General features: G+C 67.3%; 24 protein-coding genes and 1 pseudogene. 7 read left to right on the top strand and 18 right to left on the bottom strand.

Translation table 11 applies throughout. The annotated features are described in order from the left end of the window. The first annotated feature begins 31 nt into the window (after positions 1 to 31). The gene (locus JO236_RS10495) at positions 32 to 325 is read left to right on the top strand and encodes a DUF503 domain-containing protein (RefSeq protein WP_293329470.1); all 294 of its coding nucleotides are present in this window, start codon (positions 32 to 34) and stop codon (positions 323 to 325) included. Positions 326 to 331: 6 nt separating this feature from the next. On the opposite strand, the gene trmI is transcribed toward JO236_RS10495, so the two are convergent. Further along, complete coding sequence (trmI, locus tag JO236_RS10500) at positions 332 to 1,174, bottom strand: tRNA (adenine(58)-N(1))-methyltransferase TrmI (protein ID WP_293329432.1); 843 nt, start codon at positions 1,172 to 1,174, stop codon at positions 332 to 334. 73 nt (positions 1,175 to 1,247) lie between these two features. On the opposite strand from trmI, the gene JO236_RS10505 reads away from it, so the two are divergent. Then, positions 1,248 to 2,150 (top strand): PD-(D/E)XK nuclease family protein, encoded by a 903-nt coding sequence (locus JO236_RS10505; RefSeq protein ID WP_293329433.1) that lies wholly within the window; start codon positions 1,248 to 1,250, stop codon positions 2,148 to 2,150. Here JO236_RS10505 and JO236_RS10510 read toward each other — a convergent pair. From JO236_RS10510 to metH, 8 genes are all read right to left on the bottom strand, one after another. After that, complete coding sequence (locus JO236_RS10510) at positions 2,138 to 2,785, bottom strand: heme oxygenase (biliverdin-producing) (protein ID WP_293329434.1); 648 nt, start codon at positions 2,783 to 2,785, stop codon at positions 2,138 to 2,140. The genes JO236_RS10505 and JO236_RS10510 overlap by 13 nt on opposite strands. Before the next feature lie 100 nt (positions 2,786 to 2,885). After that, positions 2,886 to 4,553 carry an FAD-dependent monooxygenase gene (locus JO236_RS10515; RefSeq protein WP_293329435.1) on the bottom strand — a complete coding sequence of 556 codons (1,668 nt, stop codon included), beginning with the start codon at positions 4,551 to 4,553 and terminating at the stop codon, positions 2,886 to 2,888. 37 nt (positions 4,554 to 4,590) lie between these two features. Next, positions 4,591 to 6,021, bottom strand: coding sequence for an FAD-dependent oxidoreductase (locus JO236_RS10520; protein ID WP_416362213.1), 1,431 nt, complete (start codon positions 6,019 to 6,021; stop codon positions 4,591 to 4,593). Between the two features lie 237 nt (positions 6,022 to 6,258). After that, positions 6,259 to 7,641 (bottom strand): FAD-containing oxidoreductase, encoded by a 1,383-nt coding sequence (locus tag JO236_RS10525; protein ID WP_293329437.1) that lies wholly within the window; start codon positions 7,639 to 7,641, stop codon positions 6,259 to 6,261. Next, positions 7,638 to 8,096, bottom strand: a complete 459-nt coding sequence (locus JO236_RS10530) for a DUF4126 domain-containing protein (RefSeq protein ID WP_293329471.1) — start codon at positions 8,094 to 8,096, stop codon at positions 7,638 to 7,640. Before JO236_RS10530 ends, JO236_RS10525 begins: the two co-directional genes overlap by 4 nt. A 105-nt stretch (positions 8,097 to 8,201) precedes the next feature. Continuing rightward, on the bottom strand, positions 8,202 to 9,047 hold the full coding sequence (gene hisG, locus JO236_RS10535; protein WP_293329438.1) for an ATP phosphoribosyltransferase: 846 nt from the start codon (positions 9,045 to 9,047) through the stop codon (positions 8,202 to 8,204). A 2-nt stretch (positions 9,048 to 9,049) separates the two neighbouring features. Beyond that, positions 9,050 to 9,331, bottom strand: coding sequence for a phosphoribosyl-ATP diphosphatase (locus tag JO236_RS10540; protein ID WP_293329439.1), 282 nt, complete (start codon positions 9,329 to 9,331; stop codon positions 9,050 to 9,052). Between the two features lie 117 nt (positions 9,332 to 9,448). Continuing rightward, a complete protein-coding gene (gene metH / locus JO236_RS10545) occupies positions 9,449 to 13,042 on the bottom strand; it encodes a methionine synthase (protein WP_293329440.1) in 3,594 nt (1,197 codons plus the stop codon). 85 nt (positions 13,043 to 13,127) lie between these two features. Here metH and JO236_RS10550 point away from each other — a divergent pair, with 85 nt between their 5' ends. After that, the gene (locus JO236_RS10550) at positions 13,128 to 14,018 is read left to right on the top strand and encodes a PAC2 family protein (RefSeq protein ID WP_293329441.1); all 891 of its coding nucleotides are present in this window, start codon (positions 13,128 to 13,130) and stop codon (positions 14,016 to 14,018) included. 34 nt (positions 14,019 to 14,052) lie between these two features. Here JO236_RS10550 and JO236_RS10555 read toward each other — a convergent pair. The 8 genes and pseudogenes from JO236_RS10555 to JO236_RS10590 form a co-directional block, all read right to left on the bottom strand. Continuing rightward, positions 14,053 to 14,193: pseudogene (locus JO236_RS10555) on the bottom strand (SDR family NAD(P)-dependent oxidoreductase); the annotation flags it as partial. Further along, positions 14,190 to 15,428 carry a cysteine--1-D-myo-inosityl 2-amino-2-deoxy-alpha-D-glucopyranoside ligase gene (gene mshC, locus JO236_RS10560; protein ID WP_293329442.1) on the bottom strand — a complete coding sequence of 413 codons (1,239 nt, stop codon included), beginning with the start codon at positions 15,426 to 15,428 and terminating at the stop codon, positions 14,190 to 14,192. The gene mshC and the pseudogene JO236_RS10555, both read right to left, overlap by 4 nt. A gap of 122 nt (positions 15,429 to 15,550) precedes the next feature. Then, entirely contained in the window at positions 15,551 to 17,488 is a 1,938-nt protein-coding gene (locus JO236_RS10565; RefSeq protein ID WP_293329443.1) for a PE family protein, read from the bottom strand. A 232-nt stretch (positions 17,489 to 17,720) separates the two neighbouring features. Next, complete coding sequence (locus tag JO236_RS10570; RefSeq protein ID WP_293329444.1) at positions 17,721 to 18,521, bottom strand: 3'(2'),5'-bisphosphate nucleotidase CysQ; 801 nt, start codon at positions 18,519 to 18,521, stop codon at positions 17,721 to 17,723. Between the two features lie 176 nt (positions 18,522 to 18,697). Next, a complete protein-coding gene (locus JO236_RS10575) occupies positions 18,698 to 19,513 on the bottom strand; it encodes an SCO1664 family protein (RefSeq protein WP_323802152.1) in 816 nt (271 codons plus the stop codon). Then, positions 19,497 to 20,084, bottom strand: a complete 588-nt coding sequence (locus tag JO236_RS10580) for a DUF3090 domain-containing protein (RefSeq protein ID WP_293329445.1) — start codon at positions 20,082 to 20,084, stop codon at positions 19,497 to 19,499. Before JO236_RS10580 ends, JO236_RS10575 begins: the two co-directional genes overlap by 17 nt. A 138-nt stretch (positions 20,085 to 20,222) precedes the next feature. Then, entirely contained in the window at positions 20,223 to 20,927 is a 705-nt protein-coding gene (locus tag JO236_RS10585; protein WP_293329446.1) for a histidine phosphatase family protein, read from the bottom strand. 119 nt (positions 20,928 to 21,046) lie between these two features. Then, entirely contained in the window at positions 21,047 to 21,349 is a 303-nt protein-coding gene (locus JO236_RS10590; RefSeq protein WP_293329447.1) for a hypothetical protein, read from the bottom strand. A 111-nt stretch (positions 21,350 to 21,460) separates the two neighbouring features. Between JO236_RS10590 and JO236_RS10595 the strand changes: the two genes are divergently transcribed. The 4 genes from JO236_RS10595 (at position 21,461) to JO236_RS10610 (ending at position 25,746) form a co-directional block, all read left to right on the top strand. Continuing rightward, the gene (locus JO236_RS10595; RefSeq protein WP_416362211.1) at positions 21,461 to 22,519 is read left to right on the top strand and encodes a YncE family protein; all 1,059 of its coding nucleotides are present in this window, start codon (positions 21,461 to 21,463) and stop codon (positions 22,517 to 22,519) included. Positions 22,520 to 22,572: 53 nt separating this feature from the next. Next, a complete protein-coding gene (locus JO236_RS10600) occupies positions 22,573 to 22,779 on the top strand; it encodes a DUF5703 family protein (protein ID WP_293329449.1) in 207 nt (68 codons plus the stop codon). Further along, positions 22,779 to 23,864, top strand: coding sequence for a quinone-dependent dihydroorotate dehydrogenase (locus JO236_RS10605; protein ID WP_293329450.1), 1,086 nt, complete (start codon positions 22,779 to 22,781; stop codon positions 23,862 to 23,864). The genes JO236_RS10600 and JO236_RS10605 overlap by 1 nt, the downstream gene beginning before the upstream one ends. Before the next feature lie 109 nt (positions 23,865 to 23,973). After that, positions 23,974 to 25,746 carry a PE family protein gene (locus JO236_RS10610; protein WP_293329451.1) on the top strand — a complete coding sequence of 591 codons (1,773 nt, stop codon included), beginning with the start codon at positions 23,974 to 23,976 and terminating at the stop codon, positions 25,744 to 25,746. Here JO236_RS10610 and JO236_RS10615 read toward each other — a convergent pair. Continuing rightward, a complete protein-coding gene (locus tag JO236_RS10615; protein WP_293329452.1) occupies positions 25,743 to 26,303 on the bottom strand; it encodes an alpha/beta hydrolase in 561 nt (186 codons plus the stop codon). The genes JO236_RS10610 and JO236_RS10615 overlap by 4 nt on opposite strands. Positions 26,304 to 26,339: the final 36 nt, after the last annotated feature.

A 26,339-nucleotide genomic window follows, 5' to 3' on the forward strand; every position in this document is an offset into this window, starting at 1 on the left:
CCCACCTCTTGAAGACACCCTGACCCCCGGAATGTGGATCGGCTGGCTCGAGTTCGACGTGCTGCTCGGCGACGTGCGATCGCTGAAGCAGAAGCGCTCGCTGGTACGCCCCGTCGTCGCCGAGCTGCGGCGCAAACTCAGCGTGTCGGCCGCCGAGACGGGTTCGCATGATCTGCACCGCCGCGCCGGCATCGGCGTCGCGGTGGTCTCCGGCGACCGCGGTCATGTCGTGGACGTCCTGAATGCTGCCGAACGCCTGGTGGCCGCACACCCCGAGTTCGAGTTGCTGTCGGCGCGAAGGGCGTTGCGGAGGAGCGAGGACTAACGCGCTCTACCCGTCGCGGCCTTCGCGCTTGCGGCCGAGCGGTGCCGGGGCCACTGCACCCGGTGCCAGTCGTCGTGCTGTCACAAGGAATGCGGTGTGTCCGCGCATCGAATGCTGCGGCCGGACGGCGAGCCCGACGACGTTCCAGCCCCGCTGCAGCGTCTCCCACGATCGCGGCTCGGTCCAGCACTGCTGGGCCCGCACGGCTTCCACGACCCTGGACAGTTGGGTGACGGTGGCCACGTAGATCACCAGCACACCACCGGGGACCGTCAGCCTCGACACCGAGTCCAGCACCTCCCAGGGCGCCAACATGTCGAGCACCACCCGGTCGACGGAGCCGTCCGGCAGCTCGGACTCGGCCACGTCGCTGATGATCAGCTGCCAGTTGTCGGGCGCGTCGCCGTAGAAGGTCACCACGTTGCGGCGAGCGTGTTCGGCGTGATCGGCGCGCTGTTCGTAGGAGATCACCTGACCCCGCGGGCCGACCGCTCGCAACAGCGACAGGGTCAACGCACCGGAGCCGGCTCCCGCCTCCAGCACCCGCGCACCGGGGAAGATGTCGCCCTCGTGCACGATCTGGGCGGCGTCCTTGGGATAGATCACCTGCGGCCCGCGCGGCATCGACATCACATAGTCGACCAGCAGGGGGCGCAGCACCAGAAACAGTGCGCCGTTGCTGGATTTGACCACACTGCCTTGCTCCAGCCCGATCACCGCGTCGTGGGGAATCGATCCGCGGTGGGTGTGGAACTCGCTGCCGGGAGTGAGCGACATCGTGTAGTGCCGGCCCTTGGCGTCGGTGAGCTGGACGCGTTCGCCGACGGTGAAAGGGCCGGTTGCTGACACGCCGTCCAGCGTGCCAGCCGACTCGCCATGTCGGGTCCTCGGGTCTGTCGGCAGGCGGTAATAAGCTGCGGTCATGACGGATCAGCTCGAGACACCGGTGTCCCGGGCCACGAAGAGACCGGCACTGTCGCCGTCGCGGGCGGCGGACTTCAAGCAGTGCCCCCTGTTGTACCGGTTCCGCGCGATTGACCGGCTACACGAGGCACCGTCGACGGCGCAGCTGCGCGGTTCGCTGGTGCATGCCGCGCTCGAGCGGCTCTACGGCCTGCCCGCGGAATCGCGCGGACCCAAGACCGCACAGGCGTTGGTAGAACCCGCGTGGGACCAGGTGATCGCCCGCGAGCCAGAGCTGGCCGCGGAGCTGGAACCCGGCCAACGAACCCAGCTGCTGGAGGAGGCCCGCGCGCTGCTATCCGGCTATTACCGGCTGGAAGACCCGACCCGTTTCAACCCGCAAAGTTGCGAGCAGCGCGTGGAGGTCGAACTGACCGACGGCACGCTGCTGCGTGGCTACATCGACCGGATCGACCTCGCGGCTACGGGCGAGCTGCGCGTGGTCGACTACAAAACCGGCAAGGCGCCACCGGCCGCGCGGGCTCTGGCCGAGTTCAAGGCCATGTTCCAGATGAAGTTCTACGCGGTGGCGCTGTATCGGTCGCGTGGTGTGCTGCCCGCCCGGCTGAGGCTGATCTACCTCGCCGACGGACAGATGCTCGACTACTCCCCGGACCGCGACGAGCTGCTGCGTTTCGAGAAGACGCTGATGGCGATCTGGCGGGCAATCCAATCTGCCGGTGCCACAGGCGATTTCCGCCCTACCCCGTCCCGGCTCTGCGAATGGTGTTCGCACCAGCAGCTCTGCCCGGTGTTCGGGGGCACGCCGCCGCCCTATCCCGGATGGCCGCCTGACACGTTGACCGAGACGATGGTGCACCCGCCCGAGCGCGCCGCGGAGGCGTCCGCTCAGCGCCGGTAGGCCCGCAGGTTGTCGGCAAGTTCGTCGAACAGCGCCTGGTTCAGGCCGAACGCAACTTTGACCTCGTCGACCGCGCGCTGAATCTCCTCGGCGTCGAGGTCGAGTCTGTCAAGCCGGGCCCGGTAGGAGTCCTTGTAGGGCTTGGGCCGCACCGGGAATTCGTAGAAGGCGAGGCCGCTGCCACCCAGGTCGAATGTGCGGGCTAGAACCTTGCCGATGGCCTGACCGCCCGAGAGATCGCCGAGGTAGCGCGTGTAGTGGTGGGCCACTAGGGCGCCGCCCCAGGAGGCATCGCCGATCCGCTCCCGGTAGGCCTGGGCGGCCGGGGATTCGACCTCGCGCGAGGCGCCGGGCGCCCAATGCTCCAAGTCGTCGTCGATCGCCTGCACGCGCTCCAGCGCCGGGTCATACACGGCCGCCACCAAGGGGTCGTCGCGGCGAGCCCGCACGGCGTTGTCCAGCGCGCCGTAGACGACTCGCAATCGCCTCAGGTAGTCGGCGTAGCCCCGCTCGTTGACGCGGCCGGCGAGCAGTTCCGACACGAACGGCGACGCCTCCGCTGCGTCGTGCTCAGCCTGAGAACCTTCCCTCATCGCGACGGAGAAGGGGCGGATAGCCTCGGCGGTCGGTGGCATTGCGCTGATCTTAGGCACACCATCAGGCCTAGAAAAACTAGGTCATGTCTCATCACGGACTGTCACCACGACTCCCCCTGACCCCGGACGACCCGAGCGATTACCCCACTGAGCGGCGATCCAGGATCTGTTCGACCGCTTGGATAAGTGGGGCGCCGTTGGAGTGTCCGGTTGCGTTGCGCCAGGCGACATATCCGTCGGGGCGCACGAGGACCGCCCCGTCGTGGTTGATTTCGTAGTGACCGAAGAAGGTGTTGGTGTGATCGGCCAGGCCGGGATCGCCGACGACATAGCTGGCGATCGGCACTCCAAGCTGTCGAGCAGCACCGGCGGCTGCCTTGCGCCAGATTCCCCCATCTGGGCCCGCGAGCACGGTGAAGCCTGCGCCGAACAGGTCGAGCGTCGAGACGGGTTCCCGTTCGTTGCCCAGCCAGACATGTGGGGCCCGGCAGCCCGGTGTCGCAGAGGGCGCGTAGTCACAATAGTCGTCGTCGACGTCGGGAGGGTTTGTGCCGTCGTCGATGACCGCGGCCGACCGGTATACCGTGCCGAACTCGATGCCGAGGTGATTGCCGTAGCGTCGAGTCTCCCGCAGGAGTTCCTCGGGGCTGAGGTCGCTGCCTGCTGGGTTGTAGGCCGCCGCAGCGATACGTCCGACATTGCGGTAATTCGCCAAAGACTGGGTGAGGGTGGTGATCGCGGGTTGGCGACGTTCGTCCTCATAGGTCTGGAGCAACGACCAGCCGGCCAGGCCGCGCACGCACAAGGCCAGCTTCCAAATGGCGTTGTGCATGCCTTGCAGTCCGGTATTGACTCCCAGTCCCCCGGTGGGCGGGAACTGGTGGGCGGCATCGCCGCACAACACCACGCGGCCCTGGACCAAGCGATCGGCGACCGTGGCGTTCATCTGCCACAGTCCAACGCCCTTGACCTCGACGTCGAGGTCGGGCACGCCGACCGCGCCGCGGACCCACCGCCGCACTCGCTCGGCGTCCCAGAGTTCGCGAACCCACTCGTCAGGCTGCACCCCGATCTGGCACAGCCAGCGGCCATTTGCGTCGAGTGGTTGCAACGCGCCGACGGCGTCTGCGTTGGCGACGAAGAACAACACGGCGCGGCGCTGGCCGACATGGCGCTCTATATCGCTCCGGAAGTAACAGTTGGCGAAGTGATGGAGGCCCTGCTCGCCCTGCAAGGCGATGCCTAGTTGAGTGCGCACCGTGCTGTGGACGCCATCGGCGGCGACCAGCGCCTCTCCGACCAGCCTGTAGCTGTCGCCGGTCGCGTTGACTCGGACTGCCACGGCCGCTTCGGTGTCGTGGTCACCGCCCCCGGTCACCACCTCGGTGACCTGGTGACCGAACCGGAGATCGACGATTCCCGTCGCCTCCGCCGCGTCACGCAGGATGGCTTCGATGAGCTCCTGCGACGACATTATCGGCAGTGCCGGGCTGATTGTCGGCCCGGGACCTTCGAAACCTCGCGTCTCGATGTGACCGCCCTGGTGGCCAACAACCGAGGTCATAAACCTGACCGGGCTTTTCCAGCCTGGCGGGGTATCGATGCCGCGCAGGCGTTGATACACCGCACTGCCCCATCCTTGCGCGATCTCCATAGTGCGCGTATTCAAGTTGCGGGTCTTGGGATGCCACGATGTTGAATCATGTTGCTCGACAACAACACTGGGAACATTGCACCTGGCAAGCTCCAGGGCAGCGGACAGCCCGACGGGGCCGCCCCCGACGACGAGCACCGGTTTGTGCGACATGGTTGAGTCCACCTCTTGGGCTGAATTGGTCACCGGTTTAGGTGTTGGCAGCGGCGGTGGTGCCTGGGCCGCGGTGGCGGGTGCTGACGAGGTCGTGGCGGGACGGTCTGCCGAGCTGCCTTCGGGTCAGCGTGCACAGGTGGCGGAGATTGGCAGCGAGGATGTGGGGCAGCAGCGCGGGATCGCCGAGCCGGGCGGGTGGATCGATGAGGTGAGAGACGCGCAGAAGGCGTTCGGTCACGGTTGTGTCGTAGGCCGCGGCGGTCAAAGTCGCCCTGACGATTTGGTCGAGCAGCCTCTGGCGCACCGATTGTTTACGGTTAGCCGGGACACGGTCGATGGCCTGATTGCGGGCCCACGTGGGCCCGATGTCTTGCGCGGCTGCGTGAAAGAAGCGTTGGGCCAGATCGCGATCGCCGCAACGCAAACAATCATGCAGCGTTAGCGATTGCAGTGCGGCCATCGTCATGCCTTGCCCGTGAATTGGGTTGAGGCTGCATAGCGCATCGCCCATCACTAACAATCCGCGCGGGAATCGCGCCATCCGGTCGTAGCGACGCCACACCGCAGCCGGGTTGCGCAACATAGCGATCTCGCCGACGGGCTGCGCACCGCCCAACGCGTCGGCGATCGCCGAAGGTAGGGCCCTCTGGACCAGGGCCAGCATCGTGGCGAAGTCAGCCGGCGCCCCGCCCACGTGGGTCGATCGGCCGACCGCGAGCATCCACGTGTCGTGCTCGCAGGCCAACAACAGCGCCGTAGGCTGGCTGGGCCCTTGATTGGACATAACCAACTGCTTGTTCAGGCGTCCCTCAGGGAGGGCGAACCGTTGGCTCGAATAGCCCACCGCGCTCGGAGACCGCTTCTCCGCCGGCCGACCATAGCCCGAGCCTTCGAGAAATGCCGGAGTCCGTGCAGCCCGGCCCGTGGCGTCGACCACCAGATCTGCATCCAACGCAGTCACCATCCCGTTGGTGCGGTTGACGATTCGCACCCCGGTCACCGCATCGGCGACGACAAGCGGGTCGATAACCTCGTGTTCGTCCAGAAACGCCACATTCGCCAGGGCTTCGACGCGCCGGCGCACGTGGAACTCAACGAACGGCCGGCTCGCCAGACACAACGTCAAGACCCCTGGATCGGCTAATCTCCCCGAACGTTTCAACTCGCAGCGCCCCACACGGGCATAGATCCGCGACAGATCGCCGTCGTTGACCACGACCGCGCCGGCGGCAGCCATCTCCTCGAGCACTCCAGGAAACAATTCCGCTAACACCAGTGTGCCGCGGCTTAAAAAGGTATGCAGATGGCGCCCCTGCGAAACACCTCTGCGATCACGAGGATGATCGGGCAACTGGTCGCGCTCCACCACGGTCACCGACCTGTATGACTCTGAAAGCACCCGCGCGGCAAGCAAACCCGCCATACCCGCACCCAACACACAAGCGTGCTCACCGACCTCGCTCATCCACGGCCCCTTCCGATATCGCATAGGCGCGGCGTTAGGACCACCAAACAAGCCGGGTGATGACCCCACCGCACAGGCTCGGCGAGCCCCTGACGAGCGACCGTACACCAATATTAAGAAAAATAAGAGTACCGTAAGGTAACAGTAAGACTCGTTAATCACCCCGCTGGGCAAGCAGCACGACGCCTGGGTACGCCAGGGTGGCGTGTCCTACTGGCTGCAGTCCCACGACCCCCACTAGTCGAGGGGCGACATCTCCTGCAGCATCGTGGGAATGAGCTCGCTGACGGTGGGGTGGATATGCATCGTCCGGGCCAACGTGGTGTATGGCGCTTTCGCCGACATGACGTCCAGGATGCCGTGAATGACCTCGTCGCCGCCGACGCCGAAGATGGCGGCGCCCAAAATCTGATCAGTGTCGGCGTCCACCACGACCTTCATAAAGCCTTGTGTCTCACCCTTTTCCACGGCTCTGCCGACCCTGCTCATCGGCCGCTTGCCGACCAGCGCCTTGCGGCCCGACGCGCGGACCTGGTCGACGGTCATCCCCGCGCGGCCCAGCGGCGGGTCGATGTAGAGGGCGTAGGTGGTGACGCGGTCGCTGACCCGACGCGGGTCGTCGTCGAGCAGGTTGGCCGCGACAATCTCGAAGTCGTTATACGAGGTGTGGGTGAAGGCGCCCTTGCCGTTGCAGTCGCCCATCGCCCAAATGTGGTCGACGTTGGTCTTGAGCTGATCGTCGACGACGACGTAACCACGGGCATCGGTCTGCACGCCGGCCGCGTCCAGACCCAGGTCGTCGGTGTTGGGTCGGCGCCCCACCGCCAGCAACAGATGACTGCCTGGAACGGGGTTGGCACCGGCACTGGGCGTAAGCTCAAACCCGTTGTCGTGCTTGCTGATTCGCACATCGTCGGCGCCCAGGACCACGTCGATCCCTTCGGCCTCCAGGATCTCCTTAATGGTGGCCGAGACATCCTGGTCCTCGCGGGAGGCCAGCCGCGGACCGCGCTCCACCACCGTCACCCGGGCGCCAAAACGGCGGTACATCTGCGCGAACTCCAGCGCGATGTAGCTGCCGCCGACGATCACGAGATGTTCTGGCAGCGTGTCGAGTTCGAGGACGGATACATTGGTCAGAAACTCGACGTCGGAGAGCCCCGGGATGTCGGGCACCACCGCGCGGCCACCGACGTTGAGGAAGATCCGGTCCGCGTGTAGCGCATGGTCCCCGCCGTGTTGGGTGACCTTCAGCGTGTGGGCATCCTCGAATCGCGCGTGGCCTCGGACCACGGTGCAGCGCTCCATACCGTCCAGCCAGGCCTCGACACCGGCGCGGTCCTCTAGCATGATGCCGTCTTTGCGCGCCTTGACTTTCGCCATGTCCACGGTGGTCGGTCCGGTCCCGACGCCGTATTCCGCGCTGCGACGGGCCAATTGCGCGGCAAACGCGCTGGCCACCAGTGTCTTGGTCGGAATGCAGCCGGTGTTGACGCAAGTGCCGCCGATGTGTTTGCGCTCCACGATCGCGACCCGCTGCCCGGCGGCGGTCAGCCGACCCGCCAGCGGTGGTCCCGCCTGACCGGCGCCGACGATGATCGCGTCGAAATGCTCTGTCACAGAGCGGCCGTCGCGGCGACAATGCCGAAGCCACCGAAGACGGCGACCGCATCCTCGAGCAGCGCGATCGGCAGGTCCCTGCCGCCGGCCACCGCCACCAGGCTTTTGCGCGCGTGATAACCACCCAGGGTGCCCAGCACGGCACCGACCGCACCGGCGCCGATTCCACCCCACTTGTAACCCCACACGGTGCCCAGAACCGCACCGGCGAACCCGCCCATGAGAATCCGGACGGCGAACACCGGCGGCGCGGTGCGGGGCGGCGTCTTCGGCAGCTTGTCGTTGACCAGTTCGCCCACCGCAAGCAGGCTCAGGATGACGGCGGTTATCAGGTTGCCCATCCAGCTGGCCCAAGTGCCATTCATGTTGATCCAAAGGAGGAAGGCGCCCCAGGCGACCACGGCGGGTGCCGTCAGGGAACGCAAGCCGGCGATGACGCCGATCAGCAGAGCCATTAGCAGGACGAGGAGATGATGTGCCACGGCGATCCTCCTGGGTACTATCCGCGTCGGCCCCCGCCGGACGTTAACACAGCTAACGGCCCGGCACCCAGAAAGAGATCAGAATCGGCAGAACCGGATGTCCGAAGCCAGAATCGCTTTGGCGCCGATGACGGCGAGCTCATCCATGACCTCGTTGACGCCGCGGCGGGGCACCAGTGCGCGGATCGCGACCCACTCGGGGTCGGCCAACGGGGCGATGGTCGGTGACTCCAGACCCGGGGTGATGGCCGTGGCTTTGTCCAACACCGCACGCGGGCAGTCGTAATCCAGCATCAGGTACTGCTGGCCGAACACCACGCCTTGGACCCGAGCGACGAGTTGATCGCGCGCGGGACTGCCGGCTGAGTCGGCGCGCTCGATCAGCACCGCCTCCGAATCGCATAGCGGCTCGCCGAACGCCACCAGATCATGCAGACCCAGGGTGCGTCCGGATCCCACCACGTCGGCGATGGCGTCGGCCACCCCGAGTTGCACCGAGATCTCGACGGCCCCATCGAGTCTGATTACCGTCGCTTCAATACCTCTGGCGGCCAGATCTTTTCGAACGAGATTGGGGTAGGCGGTGGCGATCCGCTTTCCGGCCAGATCAGCCGTCGTCCAGTCACGGCCGACCTGACCAGCGTAACGGAAGCTGGATGACCCAAAGCCCAGCGCCAGGCGTTCGCGCACCGGCGCGTCGGAGTCGTTGACCAGATCGCGTCCGGTGATGCCGAAGTCGAGTTCTCCCGAACCGACATAGATCGCAATGTCTTTGGGCCGCAAGAAGAAAAACTCGACCTGGTTGACCGGATCGATGACGGTCAGATCTTTGGGATCGGTGCGTCGCCGGTAGCCGGCCTCGGACAGGATCTCGGTGGCCGGCTCACTGAGCGTGCCCTTGTTGGGGACGGCGACCCGCAACATGCTCACAGCTTCCGGTAGACGTCGTCGAGGGACAACCCACGCGAGATCATCAACACCTGAGTCCAGTACAGCAACTGGCTGATCTCCTCGGCGAGGGCGTCGTCCGGTTCGTGTTCGGCCGCCAGCCACACCTCGCCCGCCTCCTCCAGGATCTTTTTGCCCACGGCGTGCACCCCGGCGTCCAGCGCGGCGACGGTGGCGCTGCCGGCCGGCCGGGTGCGGGCGCGATCGCCGAGTTCGGCGAACAGATCCTCGAAGGTCTTCACGGCCAGCGATTGTGTCACGGGGCGGCGAGCAAAGTCACGGCAGTTTCGCCCAGGGGCCCTCGCGAGGGTGCGCAGATTGCCAAGGAGCAGCGGCGTGTCGTGTGCAAACACGCACGGTCGCGACCCGAATGGGGGCTAGACGTTGAAGTACTTGGCTTCCGGGTGGTGCAGGACGAACGCGTCGGTGGACTGCTCGGGGTGCAATTGCAGCTCCTCGGACAGCGTCACGCCGATGCGGTCGGGCTCGAGCAGCTCGATCATCTTGGCGCGATCCTCCAGGTTCGGACACGCGCCGTAACCGAAGGCGAACCGGGCACCCCGGTATCCGAGTTTGAAATAGTCCTCGACGGCCTCGGGGTCCTCGGCCGACATCGCCCGGTCGCCGGCGTACTTGAGTTCCTCGCGGATACGCCGATGCCAGTACTCGGCCAGCGCCTCGGTGAGCTGCACGCCGATGCCGTGCACCTCGAGGTAGTCGCGGTAGGAGTCCGACGCGAACAGCTCGTTGGCGAAGTCGGCGATCGGTTGACCCATCGTCACCAGCTGGAACGGCAGCACGTCCACCTCGCCCCGCTTGACGGCCAGGTCCCGCGACCGAATGAAGTCGGCGATGCACAGGAACCGGCCGCGCTGCTGGCGCGGGAACTGAAACCGGAACCGCACCGGGGCGTCCGTGCTGGGCTCGGTGAGCACCACGACGTCGTCACCCTCGGAGACCGCCGGAAAGTACCCGTACACCACCGCCGCATGCGCCAGGACGCCGTCGGTGGACAACCGGTCCAGCCAGTAGCGCAACCGTGGCCGGCCCTCGGTCTCGACGAGCTCCTCGTACGACGGACCGTCACCGCCACGCTGGCCGCGTAACCCCCACTGGCCCAGGAACAACGCCCGCTCGTCGAGCAGGCCGGTGTAGTCGGCCACCGCCAGACCTTTGACGATCCGCGACCCCCAGAACGGCGGCGCCGGCACCTCGATGTCGGCGGCGACGTCGGAGCGTTCGGGCACCACGACGGGTTCTTCGACGGCCTTGCGTTGCTCCGCAATGCGTTTGGAACGCTCATGACGGGCCTTGCGCTCAGCTTCCTTCTCGCGGGCCGCCACCGCTTCGGGGCTATCGACGTCTGGCGCCTCGCCGCGCTTGACGCTCATGATCGTGTCCATCAACTTCAGGCCCTCGAAGGCGTCGCGCGCGTAATGCACTTGGCCCTCGTAGATCTCGGCGAGGTCGTTCTCGACATAGCTGCGGGTCAGGGCCGCACCACCCAGCAGCACCGGGAACTTCTCGGCGACGCCCCGGGTATTCATCTCCTCGAGGTTTTCCTTCATCACCACCGTGGATTTCACCAGCAGCCCCGACATGCCGACCACGTCGGCGCTCTTGTCCTCAGCCACTTCGAGGATGTTGGCAATCGGCTGCTTGATGCCGATGTTGACTACCTCGTAGCCGTTGTTGCTCAAGATGATGTCGACCAGATTCTTGCCGATATCGTGCACGTCGCCCTTGACGGTGGCCAGCACGATCCGTCCCTTACCGGAGTCGTCCTCGGACTTCTCCATGTGCGGTTCCAGGTAAGCCACAGCGGTTTTCATCACCTCGGCCGACTGCAGCACGAACGGCAGCTGCATCTGTCCGGAGCCGAACAACTCGCCGACGGTCTTCATGCCGGCCAGCAGGTTCTCGTTGATGATCGCCAGCGGCGGCTTTTCCGCCATCGCGTCGTCGAGATCGGCTTCCAGGCCGTTGCGTTCGCCGTCGACGATGCGTTGGGCCAGCCGTTCGAACAGCGGCAGCCTGGCCAGTTCGGCCGCGCGGGATTCCTTCGACGACGCCGCCGACACACCCTCGAACAGGCGCATCAATTCCTGCAGCGGGTCATACTCGTCGGCGCGGCGGTCATAGACCAGATCCAAGGCGACCTTGCGGTGCTCCTCGGGTATCCGGTTCATCGGCTGGATCTTTGAGGCGTGCACGATCGCCGAGTCCAGACCCGCCTCCTGGCACTCGTGCAGGAACACGGAGTTAAGCACCTGGCGCGCAGCGGGATTGAGACCGAAGGAGATGTTGGACAAACCGAGCGTGGTCTGCACGTCCGGATGTCGCCGCTTGAGCTCACGAATCGCCTCGATGGTCTCGATGCCGTCTTTGCGCGACTCCTCCTGACCGGTGGCGATGGTGAAGGTCAAAGTGTCGATGAGGATGGAGGATTCATCCACGCCCCAGTTACTCGTGATGTCGTCGATCAGCCGCTCGGCGATCTCGACCTTCTTCTCGGCGGTGCGGGCCTGGCCTTCTTCGTCGATGGTCAGCGCGACCACGGCGGCGCCGTGCTCGGCGACCAACTCCATGGTCTTGGCGAAGCGCGACTCCGGGCCGTCGCCGTCCTCGTAGTTGACCGAGTTGATCGCGCAACGTCCGCCCAGGTGCTCCAAACCCGCTCGCAGCACCGCGGTTTCGGTCGAGTCCAGCATGATCGGCAGTGTCGACGAGGTGGCCAGCCGGCTGGCCAGCGCATTCATGTCGACCGCACCGTCGCGGCCCACGTAGTCCACACACAGGTCCAACACGTGCGCACCGTCGCGGGTCTGGTCCTTGGCGATGTCCAGGCACTTCTGGTAGTCCTCGTCGATCATCGCCTCACGAAAGGCCTTGGAGCCGTTGGCATTTGTGCGCTCGCCGATCACCAGGACCGAGGCATCCTGCGCGAACGGGATGGCGGTGTAGAGCGACGACACAGACGGCTCGTAGGTCACCTGCCGTTCGCCGCGCTGCCTGATGCCGTCGTTGAACTCGGCCACCGCCGCGGCCACCTCGCGGATGTGGGCTGGGGTCGTGCCGCAGCAACCCCCGACCAGCGACAGCCCGAACTCGGCGATGAACCCGCCCAGCGCCTCGGCCAATTCGTCGGGCTGCAGGGGGTATTCGGCGCCATTGGCGCCCAGCACCGGCAGACCGGCGTTGGGCATCACCGACACCGGGATGCGGGCGTGCCGTGACAGGTGCCGCAGGTGCTCGCTCATCTCGGCGGGCCCCGTCGCGCAGTTCAGGCCGATCATGTCCACGCCGAGCGGCTCGACGGCGGTCAGCGCCGCACCGATCTCGCTGCCCAGCAGCATGGTGCCGGTGGTCTCGACGGTGACATGGGCGAAGACCGGGATGTGCCGACCGGCTTGCGTCATGGCCCGCCGTGAGCCCAGCACAGCAGCCTTTAGCTGCAGCAGGTCCTGGCAAGTCTCCACCAGGATCGCGTCGGCGCCGCCGTCCAGCATGCCGAGGGCCGCCTCGGTGTAAGCGTCGCGAATGACCGCGTACTCGATGTGCCCGAGGGTTGGTAGCTTGGTCCCCGGCCCCATCGACCCCAGCACATAGCGCTTCCGTTCGGAAGTGGCCAGCTCGTCGGCGACCCGGCGCGCGATCGCGGTGCCCTTCTCCGACAGGTCCCTGATCTTGTCGGCGATGTCGTAGTCGCCCAGGTTGGACAGGTTGCAGCCGAAGGTGTTGGTCTCCACGGCGTCCGCGCCGGCTTCGAAATAGCCGCGGTGGATCGTTTCCAGCACGTCGGGGCGGGTTTCGTTGAGGATCTCGTTGCAGCCTTCGAGTCCGCGGAAGTCGTCCAGCGTCAGGTCTGCGGCCTGCAGCTGGGTGCCCATCGCGCCGTCGCCCACCACCACGCGTGCCGCCAAAGTATCGAGCAGATCCGTGTCGTAGCGATGTTCCTTGGCGGCAGTCACCCCACAAGGATAGTGGTTCTATGCAAACCGCTCGGCCCGGCGAGCATCTGCGCGGCAGACATCCAGGTAGCCGTACCCTAATTCTGTGACTCCGTCGCATCGTGAGCCTGAGGGCGATTCAGCCCTGCCCGAACTGCACAACACCGTCGTCGTGGCGGCGTTTGAGGGCTGGAACGATGCCGGTGACGCGGCAAGCGACGCGCTGGAGCACCTGGACGCCATCTGGGAAGCGGATCCGATCATCGAGATCGACGACGAGGCCTACTACGACTACCAGGTCAATCGCCCGGTGATCCGCCAGGTCGACGGGGTGACGCGGGAGCTGGTGTGGCCGGCGATGCGGATCTCGCACTGCCGCCCCCCGGGCAGCGACCGGGACGTCGTGCTGATGCACGGTGTGGAGCCGAATATGAAGTGGCGCACATTCTGCGCCGAGTTGCTGGCCATCGCCGACAAACTCGCCGTCGACACCGTTGTGATCCTGGGGGCACTGCTGGCGGACACCCCACACACCCGCCCGGTCCCGGTCTCGGGTGCGGCCTACTCCCCCGAGTCGGCGCGGCGGTTCGGCCTGGAGGAAACCCGTTACGAGGGCCCGACCGGGATCGCCGGGGTGTTCCAGGATGCCTGTGTGGCCGCCGGGATTCCGGCGGTCACGTTCTGGGCGGCGGTCCCCCATTACGTGTCGCACCCGCCGAACCCCAAGGCCACGGTGGCATTGCTGCGCCGCGTGGAAGACGTGCTCGACATCGAAGTCCCGTTGGCCGACCTCCCGGCTCAGGCCGAGGAGTGGGAGCAGGCGATCACCGAGATGACGTCCGAGGACGACGACCTGGCCGAATACGTGCAGTCGCTGGAGCAGCGCGGCGACGCCGAGGTCGACATGAATGAGGCGCTGGGCAAGATCGACGGCGACGCGCTGGCCGCCGAGTTCGAGCGGTACCTGCGACGGCGCCGTCCGGGATTCGGGCGCTAGGACTTGTCCAGGCCTTGGGTGTAGCCAGCGCGTCCAACCCCGCCTTGTCGACATCGGTCAGCAGGAGCTTGGCGCCCTTGTTACGCAGCCGCCGGGCGACCTCGGCGCCGATGCCCCGCGCACCGCCCGTGAGGAAGACGACTTTGCCCTGCAGCTGTCCTTGGAGCTGAGTCATTGCGCGTCCACTCCCATCAGCGCATCCACCGCGGTTGCCACCGACTTCGGTGCCGCCGCGTCGTGGCCACCGTACTCCAGTGCGTCGGTCACCCAACCATCCAGTGCGGCAATCGCTTTGGGGGTGTCGAGATCATCGGCTAGATACTGGCGTACCCGGGCGATTACGTCGGCGGCGTCGGGACCGGCGGGCAGCGCGGCCGCGGCGCGCCAGCGCTGCAGCCGGGCCATTGCCTCGTCGAGCACTTGCTGGCTCCAAAAACGATCGGCGCGGTAATGCCCGGCCAGTAGACCCAGCCGAACGGCCGACGGATCTACGCCCTGGGAGCGCAACGCCGATACGAGCACCAGGTTGCCGCGGCTCTTCGACATCTTGTGCCCGTCCCAGCCGATCATCCCGGCGTGTACGTAGTGGCGCGCGAAACGCCTTTCGCCGCTGACACATTCGGCGTGCGCGGCGGTGAACTCGTGGTGCGGGAAAATCAGGTCGCTGCCCCCGCCCTGGATGTCCAGTCCGCTACCGATGCGGCTGAGCGCGATCGCCGCGCACTCGACGTGCCATCCCGGCCGGCCGGGACCGAAAGGCGATGGCCAACTGGGCTCGCCGGGCCTTGCGGCGCGCCACAGCAGCGCGTCGAGTTCGTCGGTCTTGCCGCGGCGTTGGGGGTCGCCACCCCGCTCGCCAAATAGCCGCAACATGGTCTCGCGGTCGTACCCCGACTGGTAGCCGAATTGCGGCGTGGCGTCGGCCCGGTAGTAGATGTCCTGATACTCGTCGTCGACGACGTAGGCGGCCCCGGAGGCCAACATTTTTTCGACGAGCTCAACCATTTCGGCGATCGCCGCGCTGGCCGCGATGTATTCACGGGGCGGCAGCACCCGCAGCGCTGCCATGTCCTGGCGGAACAACGCGACCTCGTTATCGGCGAGGTCGCGCCAGCTGACGCCGTCGCGGTCGGCGCGCTCGAACAATGGATCATCGACGTCGGTGACATTCTGCACGTAATGCACATCGTGACCGAGGTCCAGCCACAGCCGGTGGATCAGGTCGAACGCGAGATACGTTGCGGCGTGGCCCAGATGGGTGGCGTCGTAGGGTGTGATGCCGCAGACATACATAGTGGCGGTGCGGCCCGGGGCCACCGGACGCACCTGGCGGTCGGCGGTGTCGTAGAGCCGTAGCTCCGGGCCGCGGCCCGACAGAGCCGGAACCGGTGCGACGGACCACGACTGCATGTGCACGACTCTAGGCGTGGCGATCCGGGCGGTCCCAGCAGCCCGCATAGCGGGCGGAGGAGGAGCCGGGCAGGCGGGGTGAAGCCTGGCGACCCGCGGACGGCCGCCGACCTTCGTCGGTGCTAGCCGCCGTTGCCGCCGTTGCCGCCGGTGGCGCTGCCCGCGGTCTCGCTTACGGCGGCGCCCCCACCTCCACCGCCGCCGGTGCCCGCGCTGCCGCCGGTGCCAACGTTGACGGTGCCCCCGGCGGCGGAACCGCCGCCGTCTTGGCCGGCTTTGCCGCCGGCGCCCCCACCGCCGCCGCTGACACCGCCCGTGGCGACGGTTTCGGCGCTGCCGCCGTTGCCGCCGCCGCCGGCGGTGCCGCCGCTGATACCGCCCCCGCCGCCGCCACCCCCACCGGCCGCGTCGGTGCCGTTGGCGGCGCCGTCGACCTGGCCACCGGCCCCGACGTGGCCGCCCCCGGTGCCGCCGCCGGAACCGCCGCTCCCGCCGCTGTGGGTCCCGGTGGTGCCAGTGCTGGCGGCGGAGCCCCCGCCGCCACCACCGCCGGGGCCGCCAGTGGCGCCGGCGGCACCGCCGCCTAGGCCCTGGCCGCCGCCGACGCCCGCGCCGACGTTGGTGTTGTTGAAGAAGACACTGGCATCACCACCGTTGCCGCCGTTGCCGCCGGTCCCGCCGGCGCCGGTGGTGCCGTTGCCACCGGACCCGCCGCCACCACCACCGCCGCCGGTGGCGACAGCGGTGCTCTCGCCGCTACCGCCGTCGCCGCCGGTGCCGCCATGGCCGCCGGTGATTCCGTTACCGCCGGTGCCGCCGGCGCCGCCGCCGCCACCGGTGTTGGTGCCACCGATGCCGCTTTCGCCACTGCTGCCGCCGCTACCGCCGTTACCGCCGTTGCCGCCGACGCCCGCGGTGCCCGTGACGCCGCCGACGCCGCCGACACCGGCGCTGCCACCCAGGCCACCGTCACCGCCTTTGCCGCCGGAGCCACCGGAGCCGCCGGCGCCGCTATTGGGGCTGTAACCGTCACCACCGTGGTTGCCCTGGCCACCGGCGCCCCCGCCGCCGCCGTTGCCGTTGGCGCCGGTGGCTCCCGCCTGGCCCAACAATGCTGAGCCGTGGCCGCCAGCCCCGCCGCCACCGCCGTTGCCGCCGTTTCCTCCGTCCCCGCCGTCGCCGCCGCCCACGCCGTTGATGCTGCCGCTGGTGCCGTCTGCGCCGGCGGTGCCGCCCTGGGCCGCCCCGCCGGTGCCGCCGACGCCGCCCGCGCCGCCGGCACCGCCGTTGCCATACAACAGCCCGCCGTTGCCGCCGGCCCCGGCGTTGCCACCGGTGCCGCCGGTGCCGCCGTTGCCGCCGTTGAGGCCGACGTGCACCAATTGCGAGGTGACGCCGTTGCCGCCGGCCCCACCGACCCCGCCCTGTCCGCCGTTGCCGATCAGCAGCCCGGCGTTGCCGCCAATGCCGCCGGCCCCGCCGTTGCTACCGTTGGGGCCCGCGGCACCCGGCGAACCGGGGACGCCCGCCCCCCCGGCACCACCCTGGCCGCCGTCACCGAACAGCCAGGCGTTACCGCCTTTGCCGCCGGGCTGTCCCGGCGCCCCCGAACCGCCCTGCCCGCCGTTGCCGAATAACAACCCGCCCGGCCCACCGGCCTGCCCGGTGCCCGGCGCCCCATCGGTACCGTTGCCGATCAACGGCGTCCCCAACAACGCATTAGTGGGCGCATTGATCACCCCCAACACGTCCTGCTCCACGGTCTGCAGCGGCGACACGCTCTGGGCCTCGGTGTCCGCATAGGCACCCCCGGCGGCGTTCAGCCCCTGCACGAACTGGCCCTCAAACGCTGCCGCCGCAGCGCCCAGCGCCTGAAAGTCCTGCCCATGTTCAGAGAACAGCGACGCGATCACCGCCGACACCTCATCACCGGCGGCGGCCACGATCGCGGTGGTCGGAACCGCCGCCGCCACACGCGCGGCACTCAGCGCCGAGCCGATGCCCGCCAGATCTGTTGCCGCCGAGGCGAAAGACTGCGGGACCGCCACCAAATACGACATCGTCATTCTCCTGTCAGGTCATCGTTAACCCAGCCACGTCCCGACATGACGAATGTGCACACGATACGCCGATTCCCGCTGCCCGTCGCGGCCGCCGACACCCGGTCGCGACGGCCCCGCACGACGACTTCGCGTGCCAGCCAAATTCGGCAGAATCACACAACGGTGCCAACGCCGCTGGGGCAATGGTGATGTCCGCAAAGGGACCGCAATTCGGACCTGAGCCCAGAGATCAGCGCCTCGCTTGTCGAATCGCGTCGAGCAGGACAGGTGCCAACTCGGCGCGGCACATGAGAAAGTCGGGCAGGTACGGGTCGGGCTGGTTGTAGTGCAGCGGCGAACCGTCGAGCCGCGACGCGTGCAGGCCGGCGGCCAGGATCACTCCGGCCGGCGCCGCCGAATCCCATTCCCATTGGCCACCCGCGTGTACGTAGGCGTCGACCTGGCCATCGATCACCGCCATCGCCTTGGCACCCGCTGAGCCGATCGGCACCAATTCGATGGCCACCGTCCGGCGTATCCAGTGCAGGACCGCCGGGGGTCGGGTGGCGCTGACGGCCACCCGGACCACGTCGGGAACGCCGGCGGGCACAGCGTCTGTCGTGACTGTATCGCTGCGGTACACCACATTTCCGCGCGCGGGCAGCGCCACCGCGGCATCGGTGATCTCGGGCCTGTTGCTGTTTGGCTCGCCGCCCGGACGTTGCCAAAGCGCGATGTGTACCGCCCAGTCGTCGCGTCCCTGTGTCGAGAATTCACGGGTGCCATCCAACGGGTCGACGATCCAGACCCGGTCGGAATTCAGCCGCACCAGATCGTCGTAGGCTTCCTCGCTGAGCACCGCGTCATCCGGCCGCTCGGCCCGTAGTCGCCGCAGCAGGAGTTCGTTGGCATAAAAATCACCCGCGTCGCCGAGCGCCCAGGGATGACCGAAGCCCACCTCGTCGCGTACTTGCAGCAGCAGTTTCCCGGCGTCAACGGCGAGATCAGCGGCCAGCGCCGCATCAGTCACGTCGTCTGCGTCCGGATTCATCGGTTAAGTATCGCCGACAGTGACCAACTGGACTGACTCTGGGGACGATGCGCATCATGATGCACAGAGATCGACCACTCCCACATCGCCGACACGACCGAGACTTTGGACGGTCCGCTGTACGCAACTGATTTCGCCCGATTCGAAGGTCTGCGCTGGGAGAGTTGTTATGGCCCTCAGAAAGCCGGCCAGGGTATGGGACGGTGCCGGTTCGGCCCGGGCATCACCGGATTGTCCAGCAGCGCGACCACGCGCCGGCGCAGCGCCCTGATTTCCGCACGGCTGATCTGCCCGGCCAGCTCGTCGGCCAGCGGGCCCCCAAGGCCATCGGCGAGCACGGCCACGGCTTTTAGCGTCGGGTCGTCGATCGGCTTGCCGGCCCACCCCCACAGCACCGTGCGCAGTTTGTCCTCCACGTGCAGGCAAACACCGTGGTCAACGCCGTAGACGTTGCCGTCGAGCCCGGAGAGGATGTGGCCGCCCTTGCGGTCGGCGTTGTTGACCAACACGTCGAACACCGCCATCCGCCGGAGCGCGATGTCGTCGGCATGCATCAGGATCACCTCGTCGCCGGCGTAGTCGTGAGCGCGCAGCACCGGCAGATAGCCCGGCCGCGGCTTGCCCGCAGGAAACAGGTCGACCAAGTCGGGGCCCGGTGCGGGATCGGAATCCACCGCATCACCGGGCTGCCGTATCCACAGCTGCAACATGCCCGGCCCTGCCGGTCCATCACGAATGATGGTGTACGGCACAATATTCCAGCCCAACCATGACGACACCAGGTATGTACCGAGTTCGCGGCCGGCCAGGGTGCCGTCGGGAAAATCCCACAGCGGCTGCTCGCCGGCGACGGGCTTGTATACGCAATGCACGCTGTCTTCGCCCAGCGTGGCCTCACACAGGAAGGTGGCGTTACTGGCCGAGCGGATGCGTCCGAGGACCGTCAGCTCGCCGTCCCGCAGCACCTCACGTTCGTCATCCGTCGGAGTCATCGCTGGGCCCGGACAGCAGGCTGCGCTTGTAACCGTTGGTGCGCGCGCAGACGTGGCCCTCGGGGTCGAGCGGTTCGTCGCACAGCGGGCAGGGCGGACGGCCCGCCGAGATGACGCGGTTGGAACGAGTGGCGAACTGCCGCGCCGACTCTGGCGTCAGGAAAACCCGAACCGCGTCGGGCCCCTCCTCCGTGTCGTCGAGCACGACGGACGCGTCAAACTCGGCATCGGTGACCGCCAGCAACTCGACCACGACGGTCTGCGCCTCCGAATCCCAGCCCAGACCCATAGTCCCAACCCGAAATTCGGCATCGACCGGAGTGATCAGCGGGCTGAGGTCATCGACTTCGGTGGGTTCGGGCGGTACGGGCGTACCAAACCTGCGATTCACCTCCACCAAAAGCGCGCCAATACGCTCAGCGAGCACCGCAACCTGCTGCTTTTCCAGCACCACGGACACCACCCTGGCGTCGTGCACCGCCTGGATGTAGAAAGTGCGATTTCCGGGCTGGCCAACGGTCCCGGCCACGAAGCGGTCGGGTGTGCGGAAAACATGAATTGCGCGGGCCATGGCATCTCCAAAATACCGTGCGGTCGGCGTCGCCGTGGATCCGTGGCCGCACGGATGCCGCGCGAAGGTGCACGGAATGTCGGAGATTCTCGGCGTGTCGTGTACAGGCACGCACGCTCGGCCAGGGGGGTCAGCGGGCTAATCGCGGGAGCCGCCGACGACGGCATCCCCGGAGGGCGGCTGTTCCTTCGCCGCCTCAGCCTTCGGGGGTGCCGCACGCAAGGCTGCCGACAATCGCGGGCCGGTGTGGTTGACGTGCAACACGAACGGCCGCAGCTGGGTGTAGCGAATGACGCTGACCGACGCCGGGTCGACGTTGACGCGCTGAAAGCTATCCAGGTGCATGCCGTACGCGTCGGCGATCAACGACTTGATCACGTCCCCGTGGCTGCACGCCAACCACAGCGCGTCCCCGCCGTGCTCCTCGGCCAGCCTGCGGTCGTGCTCGCGCACGGCGCCCACCGCCCGAGCCTGAACCTGCGCCAAACCCTCACCGCCAGGAAATACGGCCGCGCTGGGATGGGCATGGACCACCCTCCACAAGGGCTCGTTGGCCAGCTCGCCCATTTTGCGGCCGGTCCACTCTCCGTAGTCGACCTCGGCGAGCCGCTCGTCGATGATGGGGTCCAGGAACAGAGCTGCGGTCAGCGGTTCGACGGTGCGCCGGCAGCGCAGCAGCGGTGAGCACACCGCCGCGCGGATAGGCAGGTCGGCGAGCCGGTCGATCAGCCCTGCGGCCTGCTCGCGCCCCTTGTCGTCGAGGTCGACGCCCTCGGACCGGCCGGCCAGAACGCCCGCGGTGTTAGAGGTCGACCGGCCGTGCCGCAGCAGAATGACGGTCATAGCACGGCGGCCATCCTGGTCGCGAACAGAATCAGTACCGCGGACACGACGACGACCGTACCTGTTACGGCCGGCGGCGGTGACTTAGCTGAATTGCAGGCTGAATTGCAGGATGCCGGCTACCGCGAGACAGGCACCGCGTGCGCGACCGAGTCCCGCACCGCGGCGGTCAGGCTGCGCTCGTCGGTGAGGTCGATGTCGACCAGGCTGCGAATCGCCTTCGCGACCACGTCCTCAGCCTGCGGGACTGGCCCGGCAAGGCGCGGCCGGTAAATCTCGACGACCAGAGACCGGTGCTCCGTGTGGAACGAGAAGCTGCGCCCGTCACCGACTTGTCCGTACCCGCTGGCGAAAATCCCCGTGGATATGTCTTCGATAGCAAACTCGCTGTCTGCGACATGCCGGTCAGCGGTGACGGTCATATTCGTGACGATACCCCCGGTGAATCACGTTGGGTGGGCAACATGGCGAGATTGAATGCAATAACGTTCCTTAGAATTCGGACCTGATGTCCCACATACGAGGGCCGACCGTTGCTGCCTGCACCTAAAAGACCATCTCGACGCCATTTCCCGGGCCTAAGGCCTTTGCTGGCACTGGTGCCGACGCTGGCGCTGGTGTTGACGCCGGCGTGTTCGTCGAACCCACTCGACAGCACCCCGCCGACGATAGAACCCGCTGGCCCGGCCGTGTCGCCACCGACGTCGCGGGTTCCCTCCGGCTTCCTACGACCGCTCACCTGTCACGCGCAAGCGGCGGTATTCGATGCCGACACCCGCCAGCTGGCGGTGCTGTGTCCGGGCGCCGCCGCGAGCATCGACCTGTTCGGTGAGGCGCAGGGGACGCGCACGATCACTTTGCCCGGACCAGCCACCGCGCTCACCGCAGACGACCGCGGCACCCTCTATCTCGCGGCCCGGGCGTCCTACTTCGTGGTCGACTTGCACGCCGCTCGCGCCACGCAGGTGGCCGTGACCGGCGCGGAACACACCGACTTCACCGCGATCGCGCGACGAGCCGACGGCAAGCTGGTCTTGGGCAGCGCCGACGGGGCCGTCTACACCCTGGCCGACGACCACGCCGTCCCAGCCCGCATAGCCAATCGCAACAAGATCTTTGCCCGCGTTGATGCCCTTGCGACACAAGGTAATACGACCGTCGTTCTGGATCGCGGGCAGACCTCGGTGACGACGATCGGCGCCGACGGCCACGCCGAGCAGGCACTGCGGGCCGGCGAGGGCGCGACTACCCTGGCCGCCGATCCGCTGAACCGGGTACTGGTCGCCGACACTCGGGGCGGCCAACTGCTGGTGTACGGCGTCAACCCGCTGATCCTGCGGGAGGCCTACCCGGTGCGACAATCGCCGTACGGCCTGGCCGGGTCTCGCAGCATGGCCTGGGTATCCCTAACCGACTCGAACACGGTAATTGGTTACGATCTGTCCACCGGAATTCCCGTCGAAAAGGTGCGTTACCCAACTGTGCAGCAACCCGACTCGCTGGCCCTGGACGAACTGTCGGACACCTTGTATGTGGTGTCGGGGTCCGGCGGCGGGGTCCAGGTCATCGAGGACGCGGTGGGTATCCGGTGACAGACCGGCCCGTCCCGCGAAGAGGTCAGCTGCCGGCGAGCTGGGAAAGCGACATGTCCGACGAATACGAGTGGGCGCCGTTGCGTCTGCCGCCGGAAGTGACTCGGCTCAGCGCGTCCATCCGGTTGTCGATCGAGGCCGAATATCGCGGTTGGGAACTGACCCGGGTGCGCCTCTACACCGACGGAAGCAGGCGAGTGTTGTTGCGCCGCAGAAAATCTCGCTTGGAGAACCAGCGGCCCGACCAACCAGGCCTGTGATGTACGGTCCGGTGCGCCGACTGCTGTTCCTGGTCCCGCCCGAACGCATCCACACCCTGGTTTTCGCGCTGCTGCGTGGCGTCACCGCTCTCGGTTGGACGCGCCGTTTGCTGCGACGGCTGCTGGGCCCCACCGATCCTGCGCTGGCCTGCACATTGTTCGGCGTGACCTTCCCGGGACCGCTCGGCCTGGCCGCCGGCTTCGACAAGGACGGAACCGGGCTGGCCACCTGGGGCGCGATGGGGTTCGGTTATGCCGAGGTCGGGACCGTCACCGCGCACCCGCAGCCCGGCAACCCCTCGCCGCGCCTGTTCCGGCTGTCCGCGGACCGTGCCTTGTTGAACCGGATGGGGTTCAACAACCATGGCGCCGGGGCATTGGCCCTCCGGCTGGCCCGGGACCGACCTGAGGTGCCGATCGGCGTGAACATCGGCAAGACCAAGAAAACACCGGTCGGCGACGCCGTCGACGACTACCGGGCCAGCGCCAGGCTGGTCGGTCCGCTGGCGTCGTATCTGGTGGTCAACGTCAGCTCACCAAACACCCCGGGACTGCGGGATTTGCAGGCGGTCGAGTCACTGCGCCCAATCCTCGAGGCGGTGCTGGCCGAAGCCCCACAGACGCCGGTGCTGGTGAAGATCGCGCCCGACATCTCCGATTCCGACGTCGACGCCATCGCGGACCTGGCCGTCGAGCTGGGCCTGGCCGGCATCGTGGCAACCAACACCACGGTGTCCCGCGACGGCCTGGCCACGCCGGGGGCCGATGAGCTAGGTGAGGGCGGCGTTTCGGGGCCGCCGGTGGCGCGCCGCGCCGCCTCGGTGTTGCGCCGGCTCTACAACCGGGTCGGCGATCGGCTGGTCCTGATCAGCGTCGGCGGCATCGAGACCGCCGACGACGCCTGGGATCGCATCGCCGCGGGTGCATCGCTACTACAGGGCTACACCGGATTCATTTACGGTGGCGCCTTGTGGCCCAAGCACATTCACGACGGCATCGCCCGTCGGCTGCACGAGGGCGGTTACCCCTCGCTGCGCGCTGCGGTCGGGTCGGCCGCCCCCAAATCGGGCGCTGCGCCGGGGTAGCTGGGCGCCTTTGTGCTGGAGAAATAAAAGTCCGATTTTGCGCACGTGTACAACGCTTGTTTGCGACGATGGTGATATCTCGCGGGGGTGAAGTCGAGGGGGCAACATCATGTCGTTTGTGATCACGCCGGAGGTAGTGAGCGCCGCGGTCGGGAACGTGGCCGGGATCGGGTCGACTCTGGGGGAGGTCACGGCCGCCGCGGCGGGCCCCACGACCAGCGTCGAGGCTGCGGCAGCCGATGAAGTGTCGGCGGCGATCGCGCAGCTGTTCGGCAGCTATGGCCAGCAGTTTCAGGCTCTCAGCTCCCAAGCGGCGGCGTTCCACGCCGACTTCGTGAGCTTGCTGAGCGGTAGTGCGGCGTCCTACCTCGCGACAGAAATCGGCAACGCGCAGCACGTCGTGGCGGGCGCCTCCTCGATCGGCGGCGCGGTCAACGCCGCGGACAGCATCCTGCCGCTGCCGGTCCTTGGTGGCGGTGGCGGCGGTGGCGGCGGGTTGTTAGGCATTCTCGGCGGTGGCGGCACCGGTGGGATTTTTGGCGGGCTCGGCGCGCTCTTTGGCACTGGCGGGACCGGCCCGTTCGGGGCGTTCGGCCAAGCCGTCAACGGCGCATTGGCCGGCTTCGAGGACGGCAGCTACGCCACCCTGGTGGAGACTCAGTTCGCGGCTGGCCTGCAATCCCTGACCGGCGGACTCGGCTCCCTGCCCGGCGGGCTGCAGGAGCTCGGCAGTCTGCTCTCGGGACTGTTCACGTCCCCGGCGCACCCGGTTTCGGTCCACGACCCGTGGCCGGCGCTGTTCATGAACACCGGCGCCAACCTGGGCGCCCTTGCCGGCGACCTGGCCGCGCACCCCTTCCCGATTCTGCAGCGGATCGCGATCAACCAGGCGGGTTACGCGGAGCTGATCGGTGCGAACTTGGCGAACGCCGCCGCCAACTTCCCCGGCGGACTCGCGCTTTTGCCGGGGGACGTCCAAAACACCATGCAGTTGGCCCAGGGCTTCAACCCCGGGGCCACCCTGCAGTGGTACAACTCCAGACAAGCCCAGTACAGCCAGGTGCAAAACACGGCGTTAGGCAACGCCGTCCAGGACTTGGGGACGACGCTGCCCACCTTCAACTCCGATATCGCGCAGGCCTCCCATGAGCTGTCGGTGGGCGACTTCCACGGGGCGGTGCAACGCCTCCCGCAAGCCTTCGTGGATCTCTTCCTCAGCGGGATCGAGTTGAGAAACGGGACGGACCTCGTGATACACGGTCCGGCCGGAGACCTAGTCCCCCTGACCGCCGTCATGCAACAACAGACCCAGGACATGCTCTCGCAATTGCCCCAGGGCTCGACCTTGCAACACATGGCGCAGAACTTCGTCAACGCGGAGAACGCGGCAACGGGAACGTTGGGGCTCGCGGTCATCGGTCCGCCGATCGCCACGTTGGATGGATTCGCAAGCGGCCTGACCGAGATTGGCTTCGCGTTGCAGTCCGGCAGCCCATTAGCGATCGGCGGCGCGTTCTTCGATCTGCCGGCCTACGTTTTGAACGGACTCCTCAACGGCAACAGCGTCATGGATCTGACCATCCCGTTGAGCGAGACGGTGGTCATTCCGGCTATTCCTCCCATCCTGAACTCTCCCATCACCATCGGTACCGGCACACCGATCGTGGTCCACATGCCCTTCGAGGGGATTCTCGCTCAGCCGCAACCGATTACGGCGACAATCAATGCCGACGTGCTCGGTATCGACATCCCCATCATCACCACCGGCGCCGGCATGAATTCCGTCGGATTGGTTCCCGCGCTGCTGAACTATATGCCCCTGCAGGTCGCGGCGTCGCTTACCGGGGAGCCGCTGACCAGCAACTCCATCATTCCGGTCTAGAACCTGCCGAGGTATTCGGCAACGAAATCCGTTGTACGGCGCTGCCATTCACCGTATCGCCGCAACATGTAGTGGCCCGCGCCTTCGATGCCCACCCACTGGGCCTGCACTCCGCGCTGACCGGCCCGCAGGGTCTGCGTGCGCGAGCTGATCGGATCGGTCCAGGTATCCGCGGTGCCGTGCAGGACCAGCAGCCGGGTGGCCGCAGGGATCGCGTCACCGGCACCGCCGGTCCACCACGGTGCGAGCGCCACCACAGCGCCCACCTCACCGCCTGCCGCCAGCCGCGCAGCAACCCGACCTCCCATCGAATGGCCCACCAGCACAATGCTTTCCGGCGGGAATCGGTGCCGGACATTGTCAAGGACTTGTTCGGCGTCCCGCAGCGCATCGCGTCGCGGGCTATTCCAGCCGCGAACCCGGTACCGCACCCGGCGCACCTCGACGTCCGGACCCAGTCGACGGCGCAACGCACGCGTGATGAACATCATCCGGACGTTGGCCAATTGCCACCACCGGGACGCCCGGTGGCTGCGCGCCTTGCCGCCCGGCAGCACCAGGACGCATGCGCGCTTGGTCCGGTTGTCCCGCGG

The organism is Mycobacterium sp. (assembly GCF_019247635.1).
Taxonomy (GTDB): Bacteria; Actinomycetota; Actinomycetes; order Mycobacteriales; family Mycobacteriaceae; genus Mycobacterium.

Coding starts and splice junctions, on each gene's coding strand:
- JO236_RS10495 (WP_293329470.1), top strand. CDS start 32: ATGTGGATCGGCTGGCTCGAGTTCGACGTGCTGCTCGGCGACGTGCGA.
- JO236_RS10505 (WP_293329433.1), top strand. CDS start 1,248: ATGACGGATCAGCTCGAGACACCGGTGTCCCGGGCCACGAAGAGACCG.
- JO236_RS10510 (WP_293329434.1), bottom strand. CDS start 2,785: ATGCCACCGACCGCCGAGGCTATCCGCCCCTTCTCCGTCGCGATGAGG.
- JO236_RS10515 (WP_293329435.1), bottom strand. CDS start 4,553: ATGTCGCACAAACCGGTGCTCGTCGTCGGGGGCGGCCCCGTCGGGCTG.
- JO236_RS10520 (WP_416362213.1), bottom strand. CDS start 6,021: ATGAGCGAGGTCGGTGAGCACGCTTGTGTGTTGGGTGCGGGTATGGCG.
- JO236_RS10530 (WP_293329471.1), bottom strand. CDS start 8,096: ATGGCTCTGCTGATCGGCGTCATCGCCGGCTTGCGTTCCCTGACGGCA.
- hisG (WP_293329438.1), bottom strand. CDS start 9,047: ATGTTGCGGGTCGCCGTCCCCAACAAGGGCACGCTCAGTGAGCCGGCC.
- mshC (WP_293329442.1), bottom strand. CDS start 15,428: ATGCAGTCGTGGTCCGTCGCACCGGTTCCGGCTCTGTCGGGCCGCGGC.
- JO236_RS10565 (WP_293329443.1), bottom strand. CDS start 17,488: ATGTCGTATTTGGTGGCGGTCCCGCAGTCTTTCGCCTCGGCGGCAACA.
- JO236_RS10570 (WP_293329444.1), bottom strand. CDS start 18,521: ATGAATCCGGACGCAGACGACGTGACTGATGCGGCGCTGGCCGCTGAT.
- JO236_RS10575 (WP_323802152.1), bottom strand. CDS start 19,513: ATGACTCCGACGGATGACGAACGTGAGGTGCTGCGGGACGGCGAGCTG.
- JO236_RS10580 (WP_293329445.1), bottom strand. CDS start 20,084: ATGGCCCGCGCAATTCATGTTTTCCGCACACCCGACCGCTTCGTGGCC.
- JO236_RS10585 (WP_293329446.1), bottom strand. CDS start 20,927: ATGACCGTCATTCTGCTGCGGCACGGCCGGTCGACCTCTAACACCGCG.
- JO236_RS10590 (WP_293329447.1), bottom strand. CDS start 21,349: ATGACCGTCACCGCTGACCGGCATGTCGCAGACAGCGAGTTTGCTATC.
- JO236_RS10600 (WP_293329449.1), top strand. CDS start 22,573: ATGTCCGACGAATACGAGTGGGCGCCGTTGCGTCTGCCGCCGGAAGTG.
- JO236_RS10605 (WP_293329450.1), top strand. CDS start 22,779: ATGTACGGTCCGGTGCGCCGACTGCTGTTCCTGGTCCCGCCCGAACGC.
- JO236_RS10610 (WP_293329451.1), top strand. CDS start 23,974: ATGTCGTTTGTGATCACGCCGGAGGTAGTGAGCGCCGCGGTCGGGAAC.